The 17810-nt window shown below is 64.8% G+C and carries 17 protein-coding genes; 15 read left to right on the forward strand and 2 right to left on the reverse strand.

Annotated features, from left to right (window positions below):
* Positions 1–9: 9 nt before the first annotated feature.
* From B586_RS07375 to B586_RS07395, 5 genes are all read left to right on the forward strand, one after another.
* Complete coding sequence (locus B586_RS07375; RefSeq protein WP_047315424.1) at positions 10–981, forward strand: bifunctional riboflavin kinase/FAD synthetase; 972 nt, start codon at positions 10–12, stop codon at positions 979–981.
* Positions 982–1121: 140 nt separating this feature from the next.
* On the forward strand, positions 1122–1391 hold the full coding sequence (rpsO, locus tag B586_RS07380) for a 30S ribosomal protein S15 (protein WP_047315512.1): 270 nt from the start codon (positions 1122–1124) through the stop codon (positions 1389–1391).
* A 335-nt stretch (positions 1392–1726) separates the two neighbouring features.
* Positions 1727–4036: a polyribonucleotide nucleotidyltransferase gene (locus tag B586_RS07385; RefSeq protein ID WP_054880303.1), complete on the forward strand. Its 2310-nt coding sequence runs from the start codon at positions 1727–1729 to the stop codon at positions 4034–4036.
* Complete coding sequence (locus B586_RS07390) at positions 4017–5384, forward strand: M16 family metallopeptidase (RefSeq protein ID WP_082129545.1); 1368 nt, start codon at positions 4017–4019, stop codon at positions 5382–5384. The genes B586_RS07385 and B586_RS07390 overlap by 20 nt, the downstream gene beginning before the upstream one ends.
* An 85-nt stretch (positions 5385–5469) precedes the next feature.
* The gene (locus tag B586_RS07395) at positions 5470–6504 is read left to right on the forward strand and encodes a nitronate monooxygenase (protein ID WP_054880302.1); all 1035 of its coding nucleotides are present in this window, start codon (positions 5470–5472) and stop codon (positions 6502–6504) included.
* A 92-nt stretch (positions 6505–6596) separates the two neighbouring features.
* On the opposite strand, the gene ald is transcribed toward B586_RS07395, so the two are convergent.
* Complete coding sequence (gene ald / locus B586_RS07400; protein ID WP_054880301.1) at positions 6597–7712, reverse strand: alanine dehydrogenase; 1116 nt, start codon at positions 7710–7712, stop codon at positions 6597–6599.
* A 76-nt stretch (positions 7713–7788) separates the two neighbouring features.
* Here ald and aldR point away from each other — a divergent pair, with 76 nt between their 5' ends.
* The 4 genes from aldR to B586_RS07420 all read left to right on the forward strand — a co-directional run bounded on the left by aldR (position 7789) and on the right by B586_RS07420 (position 11085).
* Positions 7789–8328, forward strand: a complete 540-nt coding sequence (gene aldR / locus B586_RS07405; protein ID WP_054880300.1) for an HTH-type transcriptional regulator AldR — start codon at positions 7789–7791, stop codon at positions 8326–8328.
* Between the two features lie 43 nt (positions 8329–8371).
* The gene (locus B586_RS07410) at positions 8372–8833 is read left to right on the forward strand and encodes an SRPBCC family protein (protein ID WP_047315510.1); all 462 of its coding nucleotides are present in this window, start codon (positions 8372–8374) and stop codon (positions 8831–8833) included.
* A 118-nt stretch (positions 8834–8951) separates the two neighbouring features.
* Positions 8952–9860: a metal-dependent hydrolase gene (locus B586_RS07415; RefSeq protein WP_054880299.1), complete on the forward strand. Its 909-nt coding sequence runs from the start codon at positions 8952–8954 to the stop codon at positions 9858–9860.
* Between the two features lie 148 nt (positions 9861–10008).
* Positions 10009–11085 (forward strand): PDR/VanB family oxidoreductase, encoded by a 1077-nt coding sequence (locus B586_RS07420; RefSeq protein ID WP_054880298.1) that lies wholly within the window; start codon positions 10009–10011, stop codon positions 11083–11085.
* A 12-nt stretch (positions 11086–11097) separates the two neighbouring features.
* On the opposite strand, the gene B586_RS07425 is transcribed toward B586_RS07420, so the two are convergent.
* Positions 11098–12456: an HNH endonuclease signature motif containing protein gene (locus B586_RS07425; protein WP_054880297.1), complete on the reverse strand. Its 1359-nt coding sequence runs from the start codon at positions 12454–12456 to the stop codon at positions 11098–11100.
* A 153-nt stretch (positions 12457–12609) separates the two neighbouring features.
* On the opposite strand from B586_RS07425, the gene B586_RS20810 reads away from it, so the two are divergent.
* From B586_RS20810 to B586_RS07460, 6 genes are all read left to right on the forward strand, one after another.
* Positions 12610–13296: a UPF0158 family protein gene (locus tag B586_RS20810; protein ID WP_156406734.1), complete on the forward strand. Its 687-nt coding sequence runs from the start codon at positions 12610–12612 to the stop codon at positions 13294–13296.
* Between the two features lie 42 nt (positions 13297–13338).
* Positions 13339–14076 carry a 4-hydroxy-tetrahydrodipicolinate reductase gene (gene dapB, locus B586_RS07440; RefSeq protein ID WP_054880294.1) on the forward strand — a complete coding sequence of 246 codons (738 nt, stop codon included), beginning with the start codon at positions 13339–13341 and terminating at the stop codon, positions 14074–14076.
* Positions 14077–14087: 11 nt separating this feature from the next.
* Positions 14088–14546, forward strand: coding sequence for a hypothetical protein (locus B586_RS07445; protein ID WP_168162517.1), 459 nt, complete (start codon positions 14088–14090; stop codon positions 14544–14546).
* The gene (locus B586_RS07450) at positions 14543–14998 is read left to right on the forward strand and encodes a flavodoxin family protein (protein WP_047315285.1); all 456 of its coding nucleotides are present in this window, start codon (positions 14543–14545) and stop codon (positions 14996–14998) included. The genes B586_RS07445 and B586_RS07450 overlap by 4 nt, the downstream gene beginning before the upstream one ends.
* Before the next feature lie 15 nt (positions 14999–15013).
* Entirely contained in the window at positions 15014–16546 is a 1533-nt protein-coding gene (locus B586_RS07455) for a class I adenylate-forming enzyme family protein (protein WP_054880292.1), read from the forward strand.
* 399 nt (positions 16547–16945) lie between these two features.
* Positions 16946–17758, forward strand: a complete 813-nt coding sequence (locus B586_RS07460) for a PPE family protein, SVP subgroup (protein WP_047315287.1) — start codon at positions 16946–16948, stop codon at positions 17756–17758.
* The last annotated feature ends 52 nt before the right edge of the window (positions 17759–17810 follow it).

Genomic DNA, 17810 nt, shown 5'->3' on the forward strand with positions numbered 1-17810 from the left:
CTTGCGATCGTGCAGCGGTGGCGGGGACAAGACGAGATCCCCACGGACTGGGGCAGATGCGTGCTCACCATCGGGGTATTCGATGGCGTGCACCGCGGGCACACCGAACTGATCGCGCACGCGGTGAAAGCCGGCCGCACCCGCAACGTGCCGACCGTGTTGATGACGTTCGACCCGCACCCGATGGAAGTGGTTTATCCGGGCAGTCACCCGGCGCAGCTAACCACGCTGACCCACCGAGCCGAACTCGTCGAGGAGTTGGGCATCGACGTATTCCTGGTGATGCCGTTCACCACCGATTTCATGAAGCTCACACCGGACCGCTACATCCACGAGCTGCTGGTCGAACACCTGCATGTCGTTGAGGTGGTAGTGGGGGAGAACTTCACCTTCGGCAAGAAAGCGGCCGGCAACGTCAACACGCTGCGTCAGGCCGGGCAGCGGTTCGGGTTTGCGGTGGAGTCGATGTCGCTGTTGTCCGAGCACCACAGCAATGAGACCGTGGCGTTCTCCTCGACCTACATCCGGTCCTGCGTGGACGCTGGTGACATGATGGCGGCGACCGAAGCGCTGGGTCGCCCGCACCGCGTCGAGGGGGTGGTGGTCCGCGGCCACGGCCGAGGCGCTGAGCTGGGCTTTCCGACCGCGAATGTGGCGCCGCCGATGTATTCGGCTATCCCGGCCGACGGCGTGTACGCCGCGTGGTTCACCGTGCTTGGGCACGGGCCGGTGACGGGCACTGTGGTCCCAGGTGAGCGCTATCAGGCCGCGGTGTCCGTTGGCACCAACCCGACTTTTTCCGGACGCACCCGCACCGTCGAGGCGTTCGTTCTCGACGCCGCCGCCGACCTGTACGGACAGCATGTAGCGCTGGACTTCGTTGGGCGCATCCGCGGGCAACGCAAATTTGACTCGGTGGCCGATCTCGTCGCCGCGATGGAGCAGGACACCGACCGGGCGCGGGCCCTGCTGTCTGAGTGACGAGCCCAGCTTGGACGAGCCCAGCTTGGACGAGCTGCTAAACTCACCGACGACATCGGCGCGTGCTGCGGTTCGCGGTGGCCGCGCTAGTAATACCCAATGATCGCGAACCCCTCGATGGAGATGCTGGAGATGTTCTCGTGGCGCTGACAGCCGAGCAGAAAAAAGAGATTCTGGGTTCCTACGGCCTGCATGAAACCGATACCGGGTCCCCGGAGGCGCAGATCGCGCTGCTGACCAAGCGGATCGCGGACCTGACCGAGCACCTCAAGGTGCACAAGCATGACCATCACTCGCGGCGGGGGTTGCTGCTGCTGGTCGGGCGCCGGCGGCGGCTGATTAAGTACCTGTCCTCGATTGATGTGCAGCGTTATCGTTCGCTGATTGAACGGCTTGGTCTGCGCCGCTGACCCGCGGCGCGACGCGGGGGATCGGCTCCTGTTAGCCGCGCTAGTAACCCGTGTAGAGTGGGAGCGTTCTGGGCCGGTTCGGTCCGAGCAAGGGTGCGGTTCGCGCAGATCCGTGTGTTCCGTTCCAGCGTGTCACTGTGCACGTCCGAGGGCGCTGCCCTGTCTGTATCGGGCGGTCTTCGGTAGTGGCTGCCGGGCTCTCCGGATCTGGGGCAGGTCGGCCGCTTCGATCGATGGCCGTAGCCGTATTCAGACTGTGTTCTTTGGGAAGCCCCCCGGGATTGCGCGCGTGGCGCCGAAACAGCTGAATAACGAGAGAGGCCGTGCGGACGGTTATGTCTGTAGCTGAAATTGAAGAGGGCGTGTTCGAGGCGACCGCCATTATCGACAACGGGAGCTTCGGCACCCGCACCATCCGTTTTGAGACCGGACGGTTGGCTTTGCAGGCCGCTGGCGCGGTGGTGGCTTACCTGGACGACGACAACATGCTGTTGTCGGCGACCACCGCCAGCAAGAACCCCAAGGAGCATTTCGACTTCTTCCCGCTGACGGTCGATGTCGAGGAGCGGATGTATGCCGCCGGTCGGATCCCCGGCTCGTTCTTTCGTCGTGAGGGCCGGCCGTCCACCGACGCGATCCTGACCTGCCGGCTCATCGACCGCCCGTTGCGTCCGTCGTTTGTCGACGGGCTGCGCAACGAGATCCAGGTCGTGGTGACGATTCTGAGCCTGGATCCCAACGATCTTTACGACGTGTTGGCGATCAACGCCGCTTCGGCCTCCACTCAGCTGGGCGGCCTGCCGTTCTCTGGGCCCATCGGGGGTGTGCGGGTGGCGCTCATCGACGGCACCTGGGTTGCTTTCCCCACTGTCGAGCAGCTCGAGCGGGCGGTGTTCGACATGGTGGTTGCCGGCCGGAAAGTCGATGGCTCCGATGGTCCCGACGTCGCCATCATGATGGTGGAGGCCGAGGCTACCGAGAACGTCATCGAGCTCGTCGAGGGCGGCGCCCAGGCGCCGACGGAAACCGTTGTGGCGCAAGGCTTGGAGGCTGCTAAGCCGTTCATCGCCGCGTTGTGCACCGCGCAGCAGGAGCTTGCCGAGAAGGCTGGAAAGTCAGGCAAGCCGGCAGCCGACTTCCCGGTGTTCCCCGACTACGGCGACGACGTCTACTACTCGGTGGCCTCGGTGGCCACCGACGAGCTGGCCGCGGCCCTGACCATCGGCGCCAAGCCCGAGCGCGATCAGCGCACCGACGAGATCAAAGCCCAGGTTCTCGAGCGGCTTGCCGGCACTTACGAGGGCCGGGAAAAGGAGATTAGCGCCGCATTCCGCTCGCTGACCAAGAAACTGGTCCGGCAGCGGATCCTCACCGACCATTTCCGTATCGACGGCCGCGGGATCACCGACATCCGCGCGTTGTCGGCCGAGGTCGCGGTGGTTCCGCGGGCGCACGGCAGCGCGCTGTTCGAGCGCGGCGAAACCCAGATCCTCGGCGTGACCACGCTCGACATGGTCAAGATGGCTCAGCAGATCGACTCGCTGGGGCCGGAAACGTCCAAGCGGTATATGCACCACTACAACTTCCCGCCGTTCTCCACTGGTGAGACTGGTCGGGTCGGCTCGCCCAAGCGGCGTGAGATCGGGCACGGTGCGCTGGCCGAGCGGGCTCTGGTGCCGGTGCTGCCCAGCGTCGAGGAGTTTCCGTACGCCATCCGCCAGGTGTCCGAGGCGCTGGGCTCCAACGGCTCGACGTCGATGGGGTCGGTGTGCGCGTCCACGCTGGCGCTGCTCAACGCCGGCGTGCCGCTCAAGGCGCCGGTGGCTGGTATCGCGATGGGGCTGGTCTCCGACGATGTCGAGGTTAACGGGGGGACCGAGCGTCGTTTCGTCACCTTGACCGACATCCTGGGCGCCGAAGACGCTTTCGGCGACATGGATTTCAAATGCGCCGGCACCAAGGACTTCGTCACCGCGCTGCAGCTCGACACCAAACTTGACGGTATTCCCTCCCAGGTGCTCGCGGGTGCGCTCGCGCAGGCCAAAGACGCCCGGCTGACCATCCTCGAGGTCATGGCCGAGGCCATCGACAGACCCGACGAGATGAGCCCGTATGCGCCACGGGTAACCACCATCAAGGTCCCAGTGGACAAGATCGGTGAAGTCATCGGCCCCAAGGGCAAGGTCATCAATGCCATTACCGAGGAGACCGGTGCGCAGATCTCCATCGAGGACGACGGCACCGTCTTCGTCGGCGCGACCGATGGGCCGTCGGCGCAGGCCGCGATCGATAAGATCAATGCCATCGCGAACCCGCAGCTGCCGACGGTCGGCGAGCGGTTCCTTGGAACTGTCGTCAAGACAACGGATTTCGGTGCTTTCGTGTCGCTGCTTCCTGGCCGCGACGGTCTGGTGCACATCTCCAAACTCGGCAAGGGCAAGCGCATCGCGAAGGTCGAGGATGTCGTGAACGTTGGCGACAAGCTTCGCGTCGAGATCGCCGATATCGACAAACGCGGCAAGATCTCGTTGGTCTTGGTGGCTGACGACGATTCGGCCGCCGCCCCCGCAGCTCCGGCCGATGCCGGGGCTGCTCAGGAGGTCGGTTCGGGTACTGCACCAGCCGATGCCGCCAGCTCCGTCTAGAAGGCCAGTAGCTGACCCCGCGCTGCGGCGGAACAAACGGGCCGTCGCAGCGAAACCTGGACATCCCGCGGTGCTGCGCCGCACCACACTGCCGGGCGGCCTTCGCGTGGTCACCGAACACTTGCCCGCGGTGCGCTCGGCGTCGGTCGGGGTCTGGGTGGGTGTCGGATCCCGAGATGAGGGTGCCACCGTCGCCGGGGCCGCGCACTTCCTCGAGCACCTGCTGTTCAAGTCCACCCCGACGCGCACGGCCGTGGATATCGCGCAGGCGATGGACGCCGTCGGCGGCGAGCTGAACGCGTTCACCGCCAAGGAGCACACCTGCTACTACGCACACGTGCTCGACAGCGACTTGGCGCTGGCCGTCGACCTGGTCGCCGACGTCGTCCTCAACGGTCGTTGCGCCGCTGACGATGTCGAGCTGGAACGCGACGTCGTGCTCGAGGAGATCGCGATGCGCGACGACGACCCCGAGGATGCGCTGGGGGACATGTTCCTCGCGGCGTTGTTTGGCGACCACCCGGTGGGACGACCAGTGATCGGCACCGCGGAATCCGTGTCAGCGATGACGCGGGCTCAACTGCACTCCTTTCATGTGCGGCGCTACACACCGGAACGGATGGTCGTCGCGGTGGCCGGCAATGTCGACCACGATGAGGTGGTCGCGCTGGTGCGTGAGCACTTCGGGTCGCGTTTGATTCGCGGGCGTCAGCCCGCCCCGCCGCGCAAGGGCGCCGGACGAGTGAACGGCGGCCCCGTGTTGACGGTGGGCAAGCGGGACGCCGAGCAGACCCACGTGTCGTTGGGGGTGCGTACTCCCGGCCGCAGCTGGGAGCATCGTTGGGCACTGTCGGTGTTGCACACCGCGCTGGGCGGGGGACTGAGTTCTCGGCTGTTCCAAGAGGTTCGCGAGACCCGCGGGCTGGCCTACTCGGTGTACTCCGCGCTGGACATCTTCGCCGACAGTGGTGCGCTGTCCGTGTATGCCGCGTGCCTGCCTGAGCGTTTCGCTGATGTGATGCGGGTAACCAGCGAGGTGCTTGCGTCGGTGGCGCGTGATGGCATCACCGAAGCGGAGTGCCGCATCGCCAAGGGTTCTTTGCGCGGTGGGCTCGTCCTGGGGTTGGAGGATTCCAGTTCGCGGATGAGCCGGCTCGGTCGCAGCGAATTAAACTACGGCAAGCACCGCAGCATCGAACACACCTTGCAGCGAATCGATGCGGTCACCGTCGAGCAGGTCAACGCGGTGGCCCACCAGCTGCTGAGCAAGCGCTACGGTGCTGCTGTTCTGGGCCCGTATGCGTCGAAACGAACGCTGCCACAACAACTTCGGGCAATGGTAGGGTAGCCTCAAATGTCCGCCTCTCCCCCGCAAGCGGGTGGTGCCCCCACACTCGCGCCGTGCCGGCGCTCGCCGTCGGCGGACTAGCCCGATGGTGCTGGGCTTCTGGGACATCGCGGTGCCGATCGTGGGTGCGCCGATGTCCGGCGGCCCTGGTAGCCCCGCGTTGGCCGCGGCGGTGTCCAACGCGGGCGGGCTCGGTTTCATCCCCGGCGGCTACCTGAGCGCGGAGCAGTTCGCCGACGATATCGCCGCCGCGCGCGCCGCCACCACCGGCCCGCTCGGTGTGAACCTGTTTGTGCCCCAACCCAGTGTCGCCGACTGGGTGCAGCTCGAGTACTACGCAGAAGAACTCGAAGAGGTTGCCGAGCATTACCAGGTGGAAGTGGGCCAGCCTCATTTCGGCGATGACGACGACTGGGAACGCAAGCTTGAGGTGGTGGCCGATCTACGCCCGGAGTTGGTGTCGTTCACGTTCGGCGTGCCGTCCCCGGATGTCATCCGACGGTTGGGCGCCCTGGGACTGTTGGTGATGGTCACGGTGACTTCGGCCTATGAGGCGGGGGTGGCTGTCGCCGCCGGCGCGGACAGCCTGGTGGTCCAGGGCCCCGGCGCCGGCGGGCACCGCGGCACGTTCGCGCCGGACATGGAGCCCAGTACCGAATCGCTGCCCGAGCTACTCGATCGAATCGGCAGCGCGCATGATGTACCGCTCATCGCAGCCGGTGGCCTGGGCACCGCCGCTGACGTCGCCGGCGTGCTGCGCAGGGGAGCGGTGGCCGCGCAGGTCGGCACCGCGCTGCTGCTGAGCGACGAAGCTGGCACCAACTCCGCACACCGCGCTGCGCTGAAGCATCCGCTGTTTGACAACACCGTCGTGACGCGTGCGTTCTCCGGCCGGTATGCGCGTGGTCTGGAGAACGAATTCACCCGTCTGCTGGATCACGTGGCGCCGCTAGGCTATCCCGAGGTCCACCAGATGACGTCACCGATACGGCGGGCCGCGGTCGAGCGGGACGATCCAAACGGGACAAACCTGTGGGCAGGAACGGCGTTCCGGGAGGCATGCTCTGGGCCCGCGGCCGACATTATCGCTTCGCTGACTCCCGATGTGCCGTCAGCGTAACGCTACTGTGAAAATTCTTGTGCGGGTTGGCGGTGGCGCGTTCTCGCACAGAACGTGGTTAATCGGACGGGCTGAGGCGATAAGGCTAAGCGTCAGGCCAGTACGCTCGCCGGTTCGGTGAACGCCAATCCCAGGTCGGTGGCCACCTGTTCAGACAGCAGTGCGCCGTTGTGCGTCGAAAGACCTTTTGCCAGCGCGGGATCGGACCGGCATGCCGCTTGCCAGCCGTGGTCCGCGAGCTTGAGTACATACGGCATCGTTGCATTGGTCAGCGCGAATGTCGACGTCTTAGGCACCGCGCTGGGCATGTTTGCCACACAGTAGAACAGTGTGTCGTGCACCGCGAACGTCGGCTGATCGTGGGTGGTGGGCTGGGAATCTTCGAAGCAGCCGCCCTGATCGATGGCGATGTCGACCAACACCGCGCCAGGCTTCATATGTGCGACAAGCGAATTCGAGATCAACCTGGGAGCTTTAGCGCCTGGCACCAGGACGGCGCCGATCACCAGGTCGGCGTGCTTGACGGCACCTTCTAGGTCGTAGGCCGACGAGTAGCGGGTGCGGAGGCGGCCACCGAACTCCGCGTCGATCTCCCGAAGCCTGTTGATGTTGACGTCGAAAACCGTGACGGTCGCGCCCATGCCGCTGGCAATCCGAGCGGCGTTATAGCCCGCGGTGCCGCCGCCGATCACGACCACGTCGGCGGGCTCGACGCCGGGCACCCCGCCCATCAGTACGCCGCGCCCCCCGTGGGTCCGCATCAGGTGATAGGCCCCCACCTGGGCCGACAGTCGTCCGGCAACTTCGCTCATCGGGGCCAGCAACGGCAACGCACCGTCGGCGGTCTGCACGGTCTCGTAGGCGATTGACGTTGTACCGGAGGCCATTAACGCGTCGGTGCAAGGACGTGAGGCAGCCAGATGCAGATATGTGAACAGGATCTGGCCGTGTCGCAGGTGACCATACTCGGCGGGCATGGGCTCTTTGACCTTGAGCAGCAAGTCGGCCTCCGCCCACACCTGCTCGGGAGTGCTAATCAGCTGGGCGCCCGCCGCCTTGAAATCCGCGTCGGCGATTGCCGAGCCTTCCCCGGCGCCCGCTTGCACAAGCACCTCGTGGCCGCGGTACGTCAGCGCGGCGACGCCGGCCGGCGTGATGGCCACCCTGAACTCGTTGTTTTTGGTCTCGGTCGGAATGCCGACTCGCATAATCGCTCCCTGGCACAAGATCGTTGAGGTTATCGCTCAAGTGTGAAGAAAGTTCGGGTAATCCGCAATCACTCTGATGATAATTCGATATGGTTGCGATATGTCCGATAGGCCAACGGAGCTGCGGGGTGAGCGGGGTAACTTGCCGAAGGATGTTCGGCCCGCTGATCTTGATGCGGTGGACCGCAGAATTCTCAGCTTGCTGCACGGCGATGCCCGGATGACCAACAACGCGCTCGCGGAGGCGGTCGGGATCGCACCGTCAACGTGTCATGGTCGGGTCCGGCGGCTAGTGGACCTCGGCGTCATCCGAGGGTTCTATACCGACATCGATCCGGTCGCGGTGGGATTGCCGCTGCAGGCGATGATCTCGGTCAACCTTCAGTCCAACGCACGTGGGAAGATCCGCAGCTTCATCCAGCAGATCCGCCGCAGGCGCCATGTGATGGATGTCTATTTCTTGGCCGGCGCCGACGATTTCATCCTGCACGTCGCCGCCCGCGACACCGACGATCTGCGCGCGTTCGTGGTGGAGAACCTCAATGCTGATGCCGATGTCGCAGGAACCCAGACATCGCTGATCTTCGAGCATCTGCGCGGGGCCGCGCCGATCTAGACATTGGGACCGGCCGCAAGTGGGAGCTGGATATGATTTCCGGGTGACCAATCCATCGGCGACGGCCACCGTGCAGATCGACGCTCGTCCCGAGGTGGTGTACGGGTTGATCACCGACCTGCCGACGTTGGCGTCGCTGGCCGAGGAGGCGGTGGCGATGGAGTGGCGCAAAGGCGATGCTGTCCGTCAGGGCGCGGTGTTTGTCGGCCGCAATCAACACGGCACCAAGCGCTGGAGCACGACGTGCACCATTACCGACGCCGAACCGGGTCGCATCTTCGCGTTCGATGTGCGGCACACCGTGATTCCGGTAGCACGTTGGCAATACGACCTTGTTGCCGCCGACGGCGGCTGCCGGGTTACCGAGAGCACCTGGGACCGTCGCCCGGGCTGGTTTCGCAAGGTCGCCCAGCTGGCCACCGGCGTCACCGATCGGGTGGCCGCCAACACCGAGCACATCCAGCTCACGCTGCAGCGCCTCAAGCAACGTGCTGAGGATCGGTAGATACTGTCCGATTCCCCGTATTTCACGCGCGAGAATCCCCACCTATACTTGTCAGTGCGTGGTGTCCACCGAGACGACATTTGCTCAATTGGTGTAAACCCTTCAGGCAGGGGCAAGGATGTTCACCGTCAATGACGAGGCAGCGGGCCCGCATGACGCGTCGTTGGATCACGAGCGTCTCGTTCTCGAGGCGCGCGACGTTGGGTTCGATTGGGCGACGCTGCCGTTTCACTATGTGCCCAACGAGCCGCTGGTCACCCATATCCTCAACGTGCTGCACCTGCTGCTGCCCGCGGGCGAGGAGTTTTTCGTCGAGGTGTTCAAGAAGACGCTGCCGCTGATAAAAGACGATCAGCTGCGGCTGGATGTGCAGGGATTCATCGGCCAGGAGGCCATGCATTCCCAGGCGCATTCCGGGGTGCTCGCCCACTTCGCCGCGCAGGGCATCGACCTGACGCCCTACACCGACCAGATCAAGTGGCTCTTTGAGAAGCTGCTGGGGGATAAGCCGCGGTGCAGCGTGCGACGACAGCGCAGCTGGTTGCTAGAGCAGGTTTCGTTCATAGCGGCAATCGAGCACTACACCGCCGTTTTGGGGGAGTGGATTTTGGACTCCCCGCAGCTGGATGCTGTCGGTGCTGACCCGGTGATGCTGGACATGCTTCGGTGGCATGGAGCCGAAGAGGTGGAGCACAAAGCGGTGGCGTTCGACACCATGAAGCATTTGCGTGGCGGGTATTGGCGGCAGGTACGTGCCCAACTGGTCGTCACGCCGGTGATGATGCTGCTGTGGATTCGCGGCGTGCGGTTCATGTACTCGGTGGATCCGTATCTGCCGCCGGGGACCAAGCCGCGCTGGCGAGATTACTTCAACGCCGCACGCCGGGGATTAGTGCCCGGGCTGTGGCGTTTGGTGCGGATCGTCGGTGACTACTACAAGCCGGGTTTTCACCCGTCACAACTAGGCGGGCTGGAGCTCGCGGTCGACTACTTAGCCGTCTCGCCGGCTGCCCGCGCCTCGCACTGACCCGATGAGCACCGCATCGGCAGCTAGCATCACCGCGTCCGACGGCGTCGCATCGCGTCCCGACGTGATCGCCCGATTGACCGACGAGTGGGTTGTTCAAGCAGCGGCGTCTACCATTCGACCGGCTTGAGTCTTTGGGGAATTCACCGTGTCGGAGAGCATCTGGACCAGTAGGCCAGCCGACCTGTATGGTCGGCGCGACCGTGATCGGCTTGCCACGTTGTTGTGGGGTATCCGCATGTTGTTCGGCGGATTCGCCTCGGCTTCGCGGTGGGAGCCGTCGTGGGTGAAGCCGGTGCGGCGGATGCAATCTGCGGTAGTCACCAGACGCGAACTCGTTACTCCCGACGTGATCGCACTGACGTTGGCCGACCCGCAAGGTGGTTTGCTGCCGTCCTGGACGCCCGGCGGGCATATCGATGTCCAGCTGCCGTCGGGTCGTCGGCGGCAATACTCGTTGTGCGGTCCGCCCGGGCGCCGCACGGATTACCGCATCGCGATCCGCCGGATCGCCGATGGTGGCGGCGGTTCGATCGAGATGCACGACGCATTCGATATGGGCGACACCGTGATGTTCGAAGGTCCTCGCAATGCGTTCTATCTCGGCACAGCCGAGCGCGACGTGCTGTTCGTGATCGGCGGCATCGGTGTGACGCCCATGCTGCCGATGATTCAGGTGGCTGCGCAACGCGGAATCAACTGGCGGGCAATCTATGCCGGTAGTAGCCGTGAGTACATGCCGTTCCTGGCCGAGGTGGTTTCGGTGGCGCCGGATCGGGTCACCGTGTGGGCTGACGACGAGCACGGCCGCATCGCCACGGTCGATGATCTGTTGGCTGGCGCGGGGCCGACGACGGCTGTTTACGTGTGCGGGCCGACCGCCATGCTGGAGGCGGTTCGGCTGGCTCGTGACAAATATGCCGGCGCGCCACTGCATTACGAGCGGTTCAGCCCGCCGCCGGTTGTCGATGGGATTCCCTTCGAGCTGGAGCTCGCGCGGTCGAGGCGTGTGCTCAGTGTGCCGGCCAGTCGGTCGGCGCTTGACGTCATGCTCGACCGGGACCCGACGACGGCGTACTCGTGCCAGCAAGGATTCTGCGGGACATGCAAGGTCAAAGTTCTTGCCGGACAGGTCGATCGGCGTGGCCGTACCGCCGAGGGTGATGATGAGATGCTGGTCTGCGTGTCGCGGGCGAAAAGCAACCGGGTGGTCATCGACGCCTGATTGCCGTGGACATCACGGCTGACCGGTATCGAACAGGCGTTCCGGGTGGTGATAGTCGTTCGTTCTGGCTTGGCCGTGGTCCAGATGTGGCGGCGGGATCCATTCGGTGCGGCCGTTTGGGAGTTTCCTTGTCTTCCAGCCATTCCCGGCCTGCTTGTGGTTGGGCGTACAGGCAAAGGTGAGCTTGTCGGCATCGGTTGAGCCGCCGGCCGACCACTCATCGATGTGGTGAACTTCGGACCAGTAGCCGGGTACGTCACAGCCGGGGTGCGTACAACCGCGATCCTTCGCATAGAGGACCACGCGCTGATCCGGTGAGGCCACTCGGCGAGATCGGCCGAGATACAGTGGACGACTTGAATGCTCGTCGAACACGGCCAGGTAGTGGTAGGCATGGCTGGCCATCCGGATCAGGTCGCGCATCGGCACCAGTGTCCCGCCACCCGTCACCGCTCGCCCTGCTCCCGAAGTCAGCTCTTGAAGCGTGGTCGAAACGATGACCGTCACCGGCAGTCCGTTGTGCACACCGAGTTTCGGATCACCCAACTGGCCTCGGAGCAAGGCGTTGAGCGCATCATGTTGCCGCTGGGCAGGGCTGCGTAAGTCCCTGCTGATGACGTCCTCGGAGGGTTCGCCACCGATGCAGGGAATTTCGTCGTCCGGGTTACACATGCCGGGCGCGGCGAATCGCGCCAGCCACGCGTCGATATTGGCGCGCAACTCCGGGGAGGCGATCAGCTTCCCGATGCTCATCCCATCGGGCCGCTGACCGCACCAGACAAAGCCGCGCTGGCGCGCGCGGTCGGAGTCGGAGAATTTCCCGTCCGGGTTGATCAGCAGTGCACATCGATGCGCCACCTTCTCCAACTGGTCGGGCCGCAATTTCGCGGCTTGCTGGGCAAGGAATTGCTCGGCGTGTGCGGCCGTATCGGCCGGCGTTGCGTCTGGGAGATCGCGGACGAAAGTCTGAATCACTCGCAGGTGTTGACCATCGAGGACACCGCTCCGCCATGCCTGGGCGGTAGCTGGCAGGTCTGGCGGCAATTGCTGACCGGTGAGTGTTAAGCGCGGAGAAAGCTGTTCGACGTCGCTGAGCCGACGACGTGCCTCGGCGCAGCTGATCCGCAGCCAATCGGCGACCACTTTGTGGACCGGGCCGCCGACATCGGCGGGATCCTCTGTGGCCAGGCCGAAGATCACATCGTGACTCACCGCGATCTGCCGCCGGCGAGCCGTCTCTAGCTGCTGCAACGCGTGGAGCCGGACGACCGGCTCGAGGTTGTCGAAGTTCAGTTCGCCAAGGTCTGTCACGGCTGCGTGGAGTGCGTCGAGCTTGACCGCCACCGCGGGCGGGACCTCATTCAAACGCATGTTCGAATGCTATGTCGATGCACCGCCGCACGCCATGGCCCAGCCGGCTTCTGTGGATGAATCGCCAACTGTGGACAAGTCCTGCGGGTCCGACCGCGGGGCCCGTGGTGCGATCGCGCGGGAATTCTCCGTTACCGTTGCGTTTATGCGGAAGTGGGATGCAAACGCCGTGAAAACGCTACGCGCAGCGGTGTTCACCGGCAACGAGTCCATTGTCGAGGTGGTGCGCGGGCTCGGCTCACCGACGAGGTCCTTCAGCTCGCCGGCGATGGCCTGCTGGACGCTATTGCCCAGCATGCGCCGGACGCGGCTGGACTCGCCGAACAATGTGTGGCTGCGCTACATGAGCGGGCCTGGGAGGGGGACGAAGAGTTGGCCGATCAACTTGTGGCAATCCTCAACCAAGGCCCGACACCCATGCTTCGTCCGTTGCCGGTCGACCTGGAGCAGCTGGCATCACTGATGGAAAGCGATCCCGTGTGGGGTGGTGGCCGGATCGACCTCAAGACCGGTGATTGTTGGCCGCAGAGCTCAGGCTATGAAGGCTATGAAGTCTATGAAGACGACAGCCTTGACGAGGATGGGGGCCGCTGGCTCGACGTGGAGTGCATCGGCTCGGGAGCGGGCTACCGGGATATGGAGCTGTTCATCGCTACGGTCGACGATCCCGCCATCGCCGATCGTCTGCAGATCGCGATAAGTGGAAAAGGGGCATTCCGTCGGTTTAAAGACGTGCTTTCGCGGTGGCCCGACGAGCTGCACCGCTACTTCCTGTTTTGCAGTGAACGCCAGGTTGGCCGTGCCCGGGCCTGGCTTGCCGCAGCAGGCTATACCCCGTGACGCCGGCCAGGTGCTCCAACCGTTCGGTCTAGGGTGAACATTATGCGGGTAGGCGTGCTGGGAGCCAAAGGCAAAGTCGGGTCGACGATGGTGGGGGCCGTGCAGGCCGCCGAGGATCTGACCCTGTCCGCGGAGGTGGACTCCGGTGATCCACTGAGCCTGCTGACCGAGGGCAACACCGAGGTCGTCATCGACTTTACCCATCCGAATGTTGTGATGGGCAATCTAGAGTTCCTTATCGGCAACGGAATTCACGCCGTGGTCGGCACCACCGGCTTCACCGCCGAGCGGCTGCAGCAGGTGCAGTCATGGCTGGCCGATCAGCCCAACACGGCAGTGCTGATCGCGCCGAACTTCGCGATAGGGGCGGTGCTCTCAATGCATTTCGCCAGACAGGCCGCGCCGTTCTTTGACTCGGCGGAGATCATCGAGCTGCATCATCCGCACAAAGCCGATGCGCCGTCGGGCACCGCGACGCGCACCGCGACGCTGATCGCCGAGGCTCGAAAAGGTTTGCCGCCCAACCCCGATGCCACCAGCACCAGCCTGCCCGGTGCCCGCGGCGCCGACGTCGACGGCATCCCGGTGCACTCGGTGCGGCTGGCTGGACTGGTCGCCCATCAGGAGGTGCTGTTCGGTACCGCGGGGGAGACGTTGACCATCCGCCACGACAGCCTGGACCGGACATCATTTGTGCCCGGCGTGCTGTTAGCGGTGCGCCGCATCACCGAACGTCCTGGCCTCACGGTGGGCCTCGAGCCCCTGCTCAACCTGCAATGAACGACACCGTAATGACCAGACGCAGCCTGTATATCCAGTTGCTCATCGCGGCCCTGTGCGTCGCGATGCTGGCATACCTGGTGCTGTTGGGCCGCATGGCTGTTGCGATGATCGGCTCAGGCCGGGCGGTCGCCGTGGGCCTGGGGCTGGCGCTGCTGATCATGCCCGTTATCGGGCTGTGGGCGATGATAGCCACCCTGCGAGCCGGATTCGCGCACCAGAAGCTGGCCCGCCTGATCGCGGCAGACGGCATGGAGCTCGACACCAGCGCGCTGCCTCGACGACCCTCGGGCCGCATACCGCGAGAGGCGGCCGACGCGCTGTTCGCCACCGTACGCGCCGAGCTAGAAGGCGATCCCGACAACTGGCGCCGTTGGTATCGGCTGGCCCGGGCCTATGACTACGCGGGGGATCGCCGCCGCGCGCGGGAAGCCATGAAGACGGCTCTGGAACTACAAGCCCGCCAATGACTAAGACGCTGCTGGTGGTGCACCACACTCCGTCGCCCACTACCCGCGAGCTGCTGGAGGCAGTGCTTGCCGGAGCCAACGACCCCGAGATCGACGGCGTGGACGTGGTGTCCCGACCGGCGCTGGCCGCGACAATCCCGGACATGCTTGACGCCGACGGCTACTTGTTTGGCACCACCGCCAACTTCGGCTACATGTCCGGAGCGCTCAAGCACTTCTTTGACACCGTCTACTACCCGAGCCTGGGCTACGTGGCGAGCCGCCCCTACGGCCTGTGGGTGCATGGCAACAACGACACTGTCGGCGCCGCGGCCGCCGTCGGCAAGCTCGCGACCGGGTTGTCGCTGACTCAGGTTGCAGACGTGCTCGAGGTCGTCGGCCCCATCGACGCCGCGGTCCGCGAACGGGCCCACGAATTGGGCGGCACGCTTGCCGCGACTCTCATGGAGTGACCGGAAGGAGCGGGCATGCCCGCTGTCATTGAAATCTCCCGTGGCGACAACCCATTCCCGGTGACGGGAGTTTCCCGCGACCGCAACCTCATCCCGCGCTACGACCGGTTGCCCGCGACGCTGCTGGACATGTTTGCCGAGCAGGTCGACAACCGCCCATACAGCGAGGCCATAGTCGAATTGGGTGGCGACCGGTTGACCTACCGGCAATTGTGGCAGCGTGCTTCACGAGTCGCCGGAGGGCTGCACGCGGACGGCGTGAGACCGGGTGACTGCGTCGCGGTGCGTTACCCCGCGGGAATCAATTGGGTGCTGGCGTTTTGGGGCATCGTGATGGCCGGCGGCGTTGCGGTACCGGTCAATACCCGATCGGCGCAGCCTGAAGTCGAGTTCGTGTTGTCCGACGCGGGTGCCCGGGTGGATCTGGCACCGGAGGCCGCGTTGCCCGACGGCCAACCGTACGTGACCCATCAGCTCCGTCACGCTGACACCGCCGCGCTGTTCTACACCTCGGGTACCACCGGTCACCCCAAGGGTGTGCCGACCACCCACGAGGCTTTCCTGACCAACACCGAGAACACGATCCGATGTCTCGGTCAGCCAAGGGATCTCGGTGAGGAGCTGCGTACGTTGATCTCGGTGCCGCTGTTCCATGTGACCGGCTGCAACTCGCAGCTGTTGGTGGCCGCACGTCTTGGAGGGACGGCGGTGATCATGCCGGCATTGAATATCGACGGGTTGATCGCCGCGCTGCCCGCAGAGCGCATCTCGTTCCTGGTTGCCGTCCCCGCGATCTACTCGTTATTGGTGCAGCACAAGGGCTTTGCGGCCGCAGATGTCTCCGGCGTGCGCTGGGCAGGCTATGGCGGGGCACCGATCGCCCCGTCCCTGGTGCACCGAATGAAGAACGCCTTCCCGCAGGCCGCAGTGTTCAACGGGTACGGCATGACCGAGACCGCTTCGCTGATGACCGCCCTGCCTGACCAGGATGCCGTGGCGCATGCCGATTCGGTGGGGTATGCGGTCCCCTCGGTGGATCTAGGTGTGATCCCTGACGGTCACGACCCGGGTGTGGGCGAGTTGGTGGTGCGCGGCGCCAATGTGACGACCGGCTACTGGAACCGGCCGCAGGCCACCTCGGCCTGCATCGTGGACGGCTGGTTGCACACCGGCGACATGGTTCGGGTCGACGACGTGGGTCGGGTGCACATCATCGATCGGCTCAAGGACGTCATCAACCGGGGCGGCGAGAACATCTCCAGCGTCGAGGTCGAGGCGGTGCTGCTGGCGGCTCCCCATGTCGCGGACGCCTGCGTGTTGGCGGTGCCCGACGACGTCATGGGAGAGAAGGTCGGCGCGGTGCTATTCGGCGGCACCGAGCAGATCGACGTGACGGCGGTGCTCGACCACTGTCGGGGGCAGCTTGCCGACTTCAAGGTGCCGCAATATGTCGCCGTAGTCGACAGCGCGTTGCCGCGTAACGCCGGCGGCAAACTGCTCAAGGGCAAGCTTCGCGGGCAGGTGGTGTGGGGTCCGGCCCGGCGATGAGCGGGACGGCTACCGCAACAGCACGGACCGTCCGGCCGGCGGGGCACATTCGGGGCAAATAGCTCCTTAAAAGTCAAAAGTGACATTGGTGCGCTTAACACCAGGCGCCAGGGCCGGCGATTGCACCTAAGAATCGCGCGGCGCGTGGTTCATTCCGGTGCGGTTGCTTGACATTAAATGGCACACCCGACAGGACCATGTTAAATCTGCCGAGACACGCGTTAAGAACCCGTAAAAAACACCCTCATCGGCGTCTTTCGATGGTGGTTGCGGAGCCGCGGGTCGTTAGCCTTTTCTGAACGCACAGGGGCTGACCAGCAAATATTCTGGCAAAGTTTGCCGCACCCACGAATTAGCCGTCGCTACCGGTCGGCATGTTTCACACACGAGGAGCACTAAATGTCATTCCTGACCACGCAGCCTGAAGAATTGGCCGCTGCGGCGGCCAAACTGGAGACAATCGGGTCAGCGATGAACGCTCAAAACGCCGCGGTAGCAGCCCCGACAACCACTGGCGTGATTCCCGCTGCCGCTGACGAGGTATCGATGCTGCAGGCGTCGCAATTTGCCGCTTACGGCACCCTCTACCAGCAGGTCAGCACCGAAGCCGCGGCCATGTACGCGATGTTCGTGAATACCTTGGGGGTCAGCGCCGGGACCTATGCAACCACCGAGGCCGCGAACTCGTCGGCGGCCGCTTCACCGCTTTCGGCTATCTCGAGCCTTGTCGGCGCGACGCCGACAATCCCCACTTGGCTGGACGATCTTTCCAACATCCTCGACGTCGGGATCGGGAACTGGGCTTCCGCCGCATCCGATCTGCTCGGGATGGCCGGTGGCGGCCTTCTTTCTGCTGCGCCGTCCGCACCAGCTGACGCGGCCGCAGCGGTCGCACCGGCCGCGGCCGTAGCACCAGCCGCGGCGGCCGCAGCGGGCCTCGGCGAGGCCCCGATCGCGGCCATGGGCCAGGCCTCCATGGTCGGCGCATTGGCGGTGCCACCCAGCTGGGCTGGAGTGGTGACTCCGGTGGCAAGCACTGGCGCTGCGACGGTGCAGAGCGTGGGCTGGACCGCTGCCGCGCCGCAAGCCGCGCCGGTGTCAGCGATGCCCGGGATGCCGGGGTTGGCCTCGGGCACCCGCAACAGCGTGAGCTTTGGGGTGCCGCGTTACGGCGCCAAGCCCATCGTGATGCCAAAACCGGAGACCGTTTAGGGGCCGGCGGCAGCTTACAGAACTTAGCGCAGAGACTTGGGAGGGTTAAAAA

Source organism: Mycobacterium haemophilum DSM 44634 (assembly GCF_000340435.2).
GTDB classification, from domain to species: domain Bacteria; phylum Actinomycetota; class Actinomycetes; order Mycobacteriales; family Mycobacteriaceae; genus Mycobacterium; species Mycobacterium haemophilum.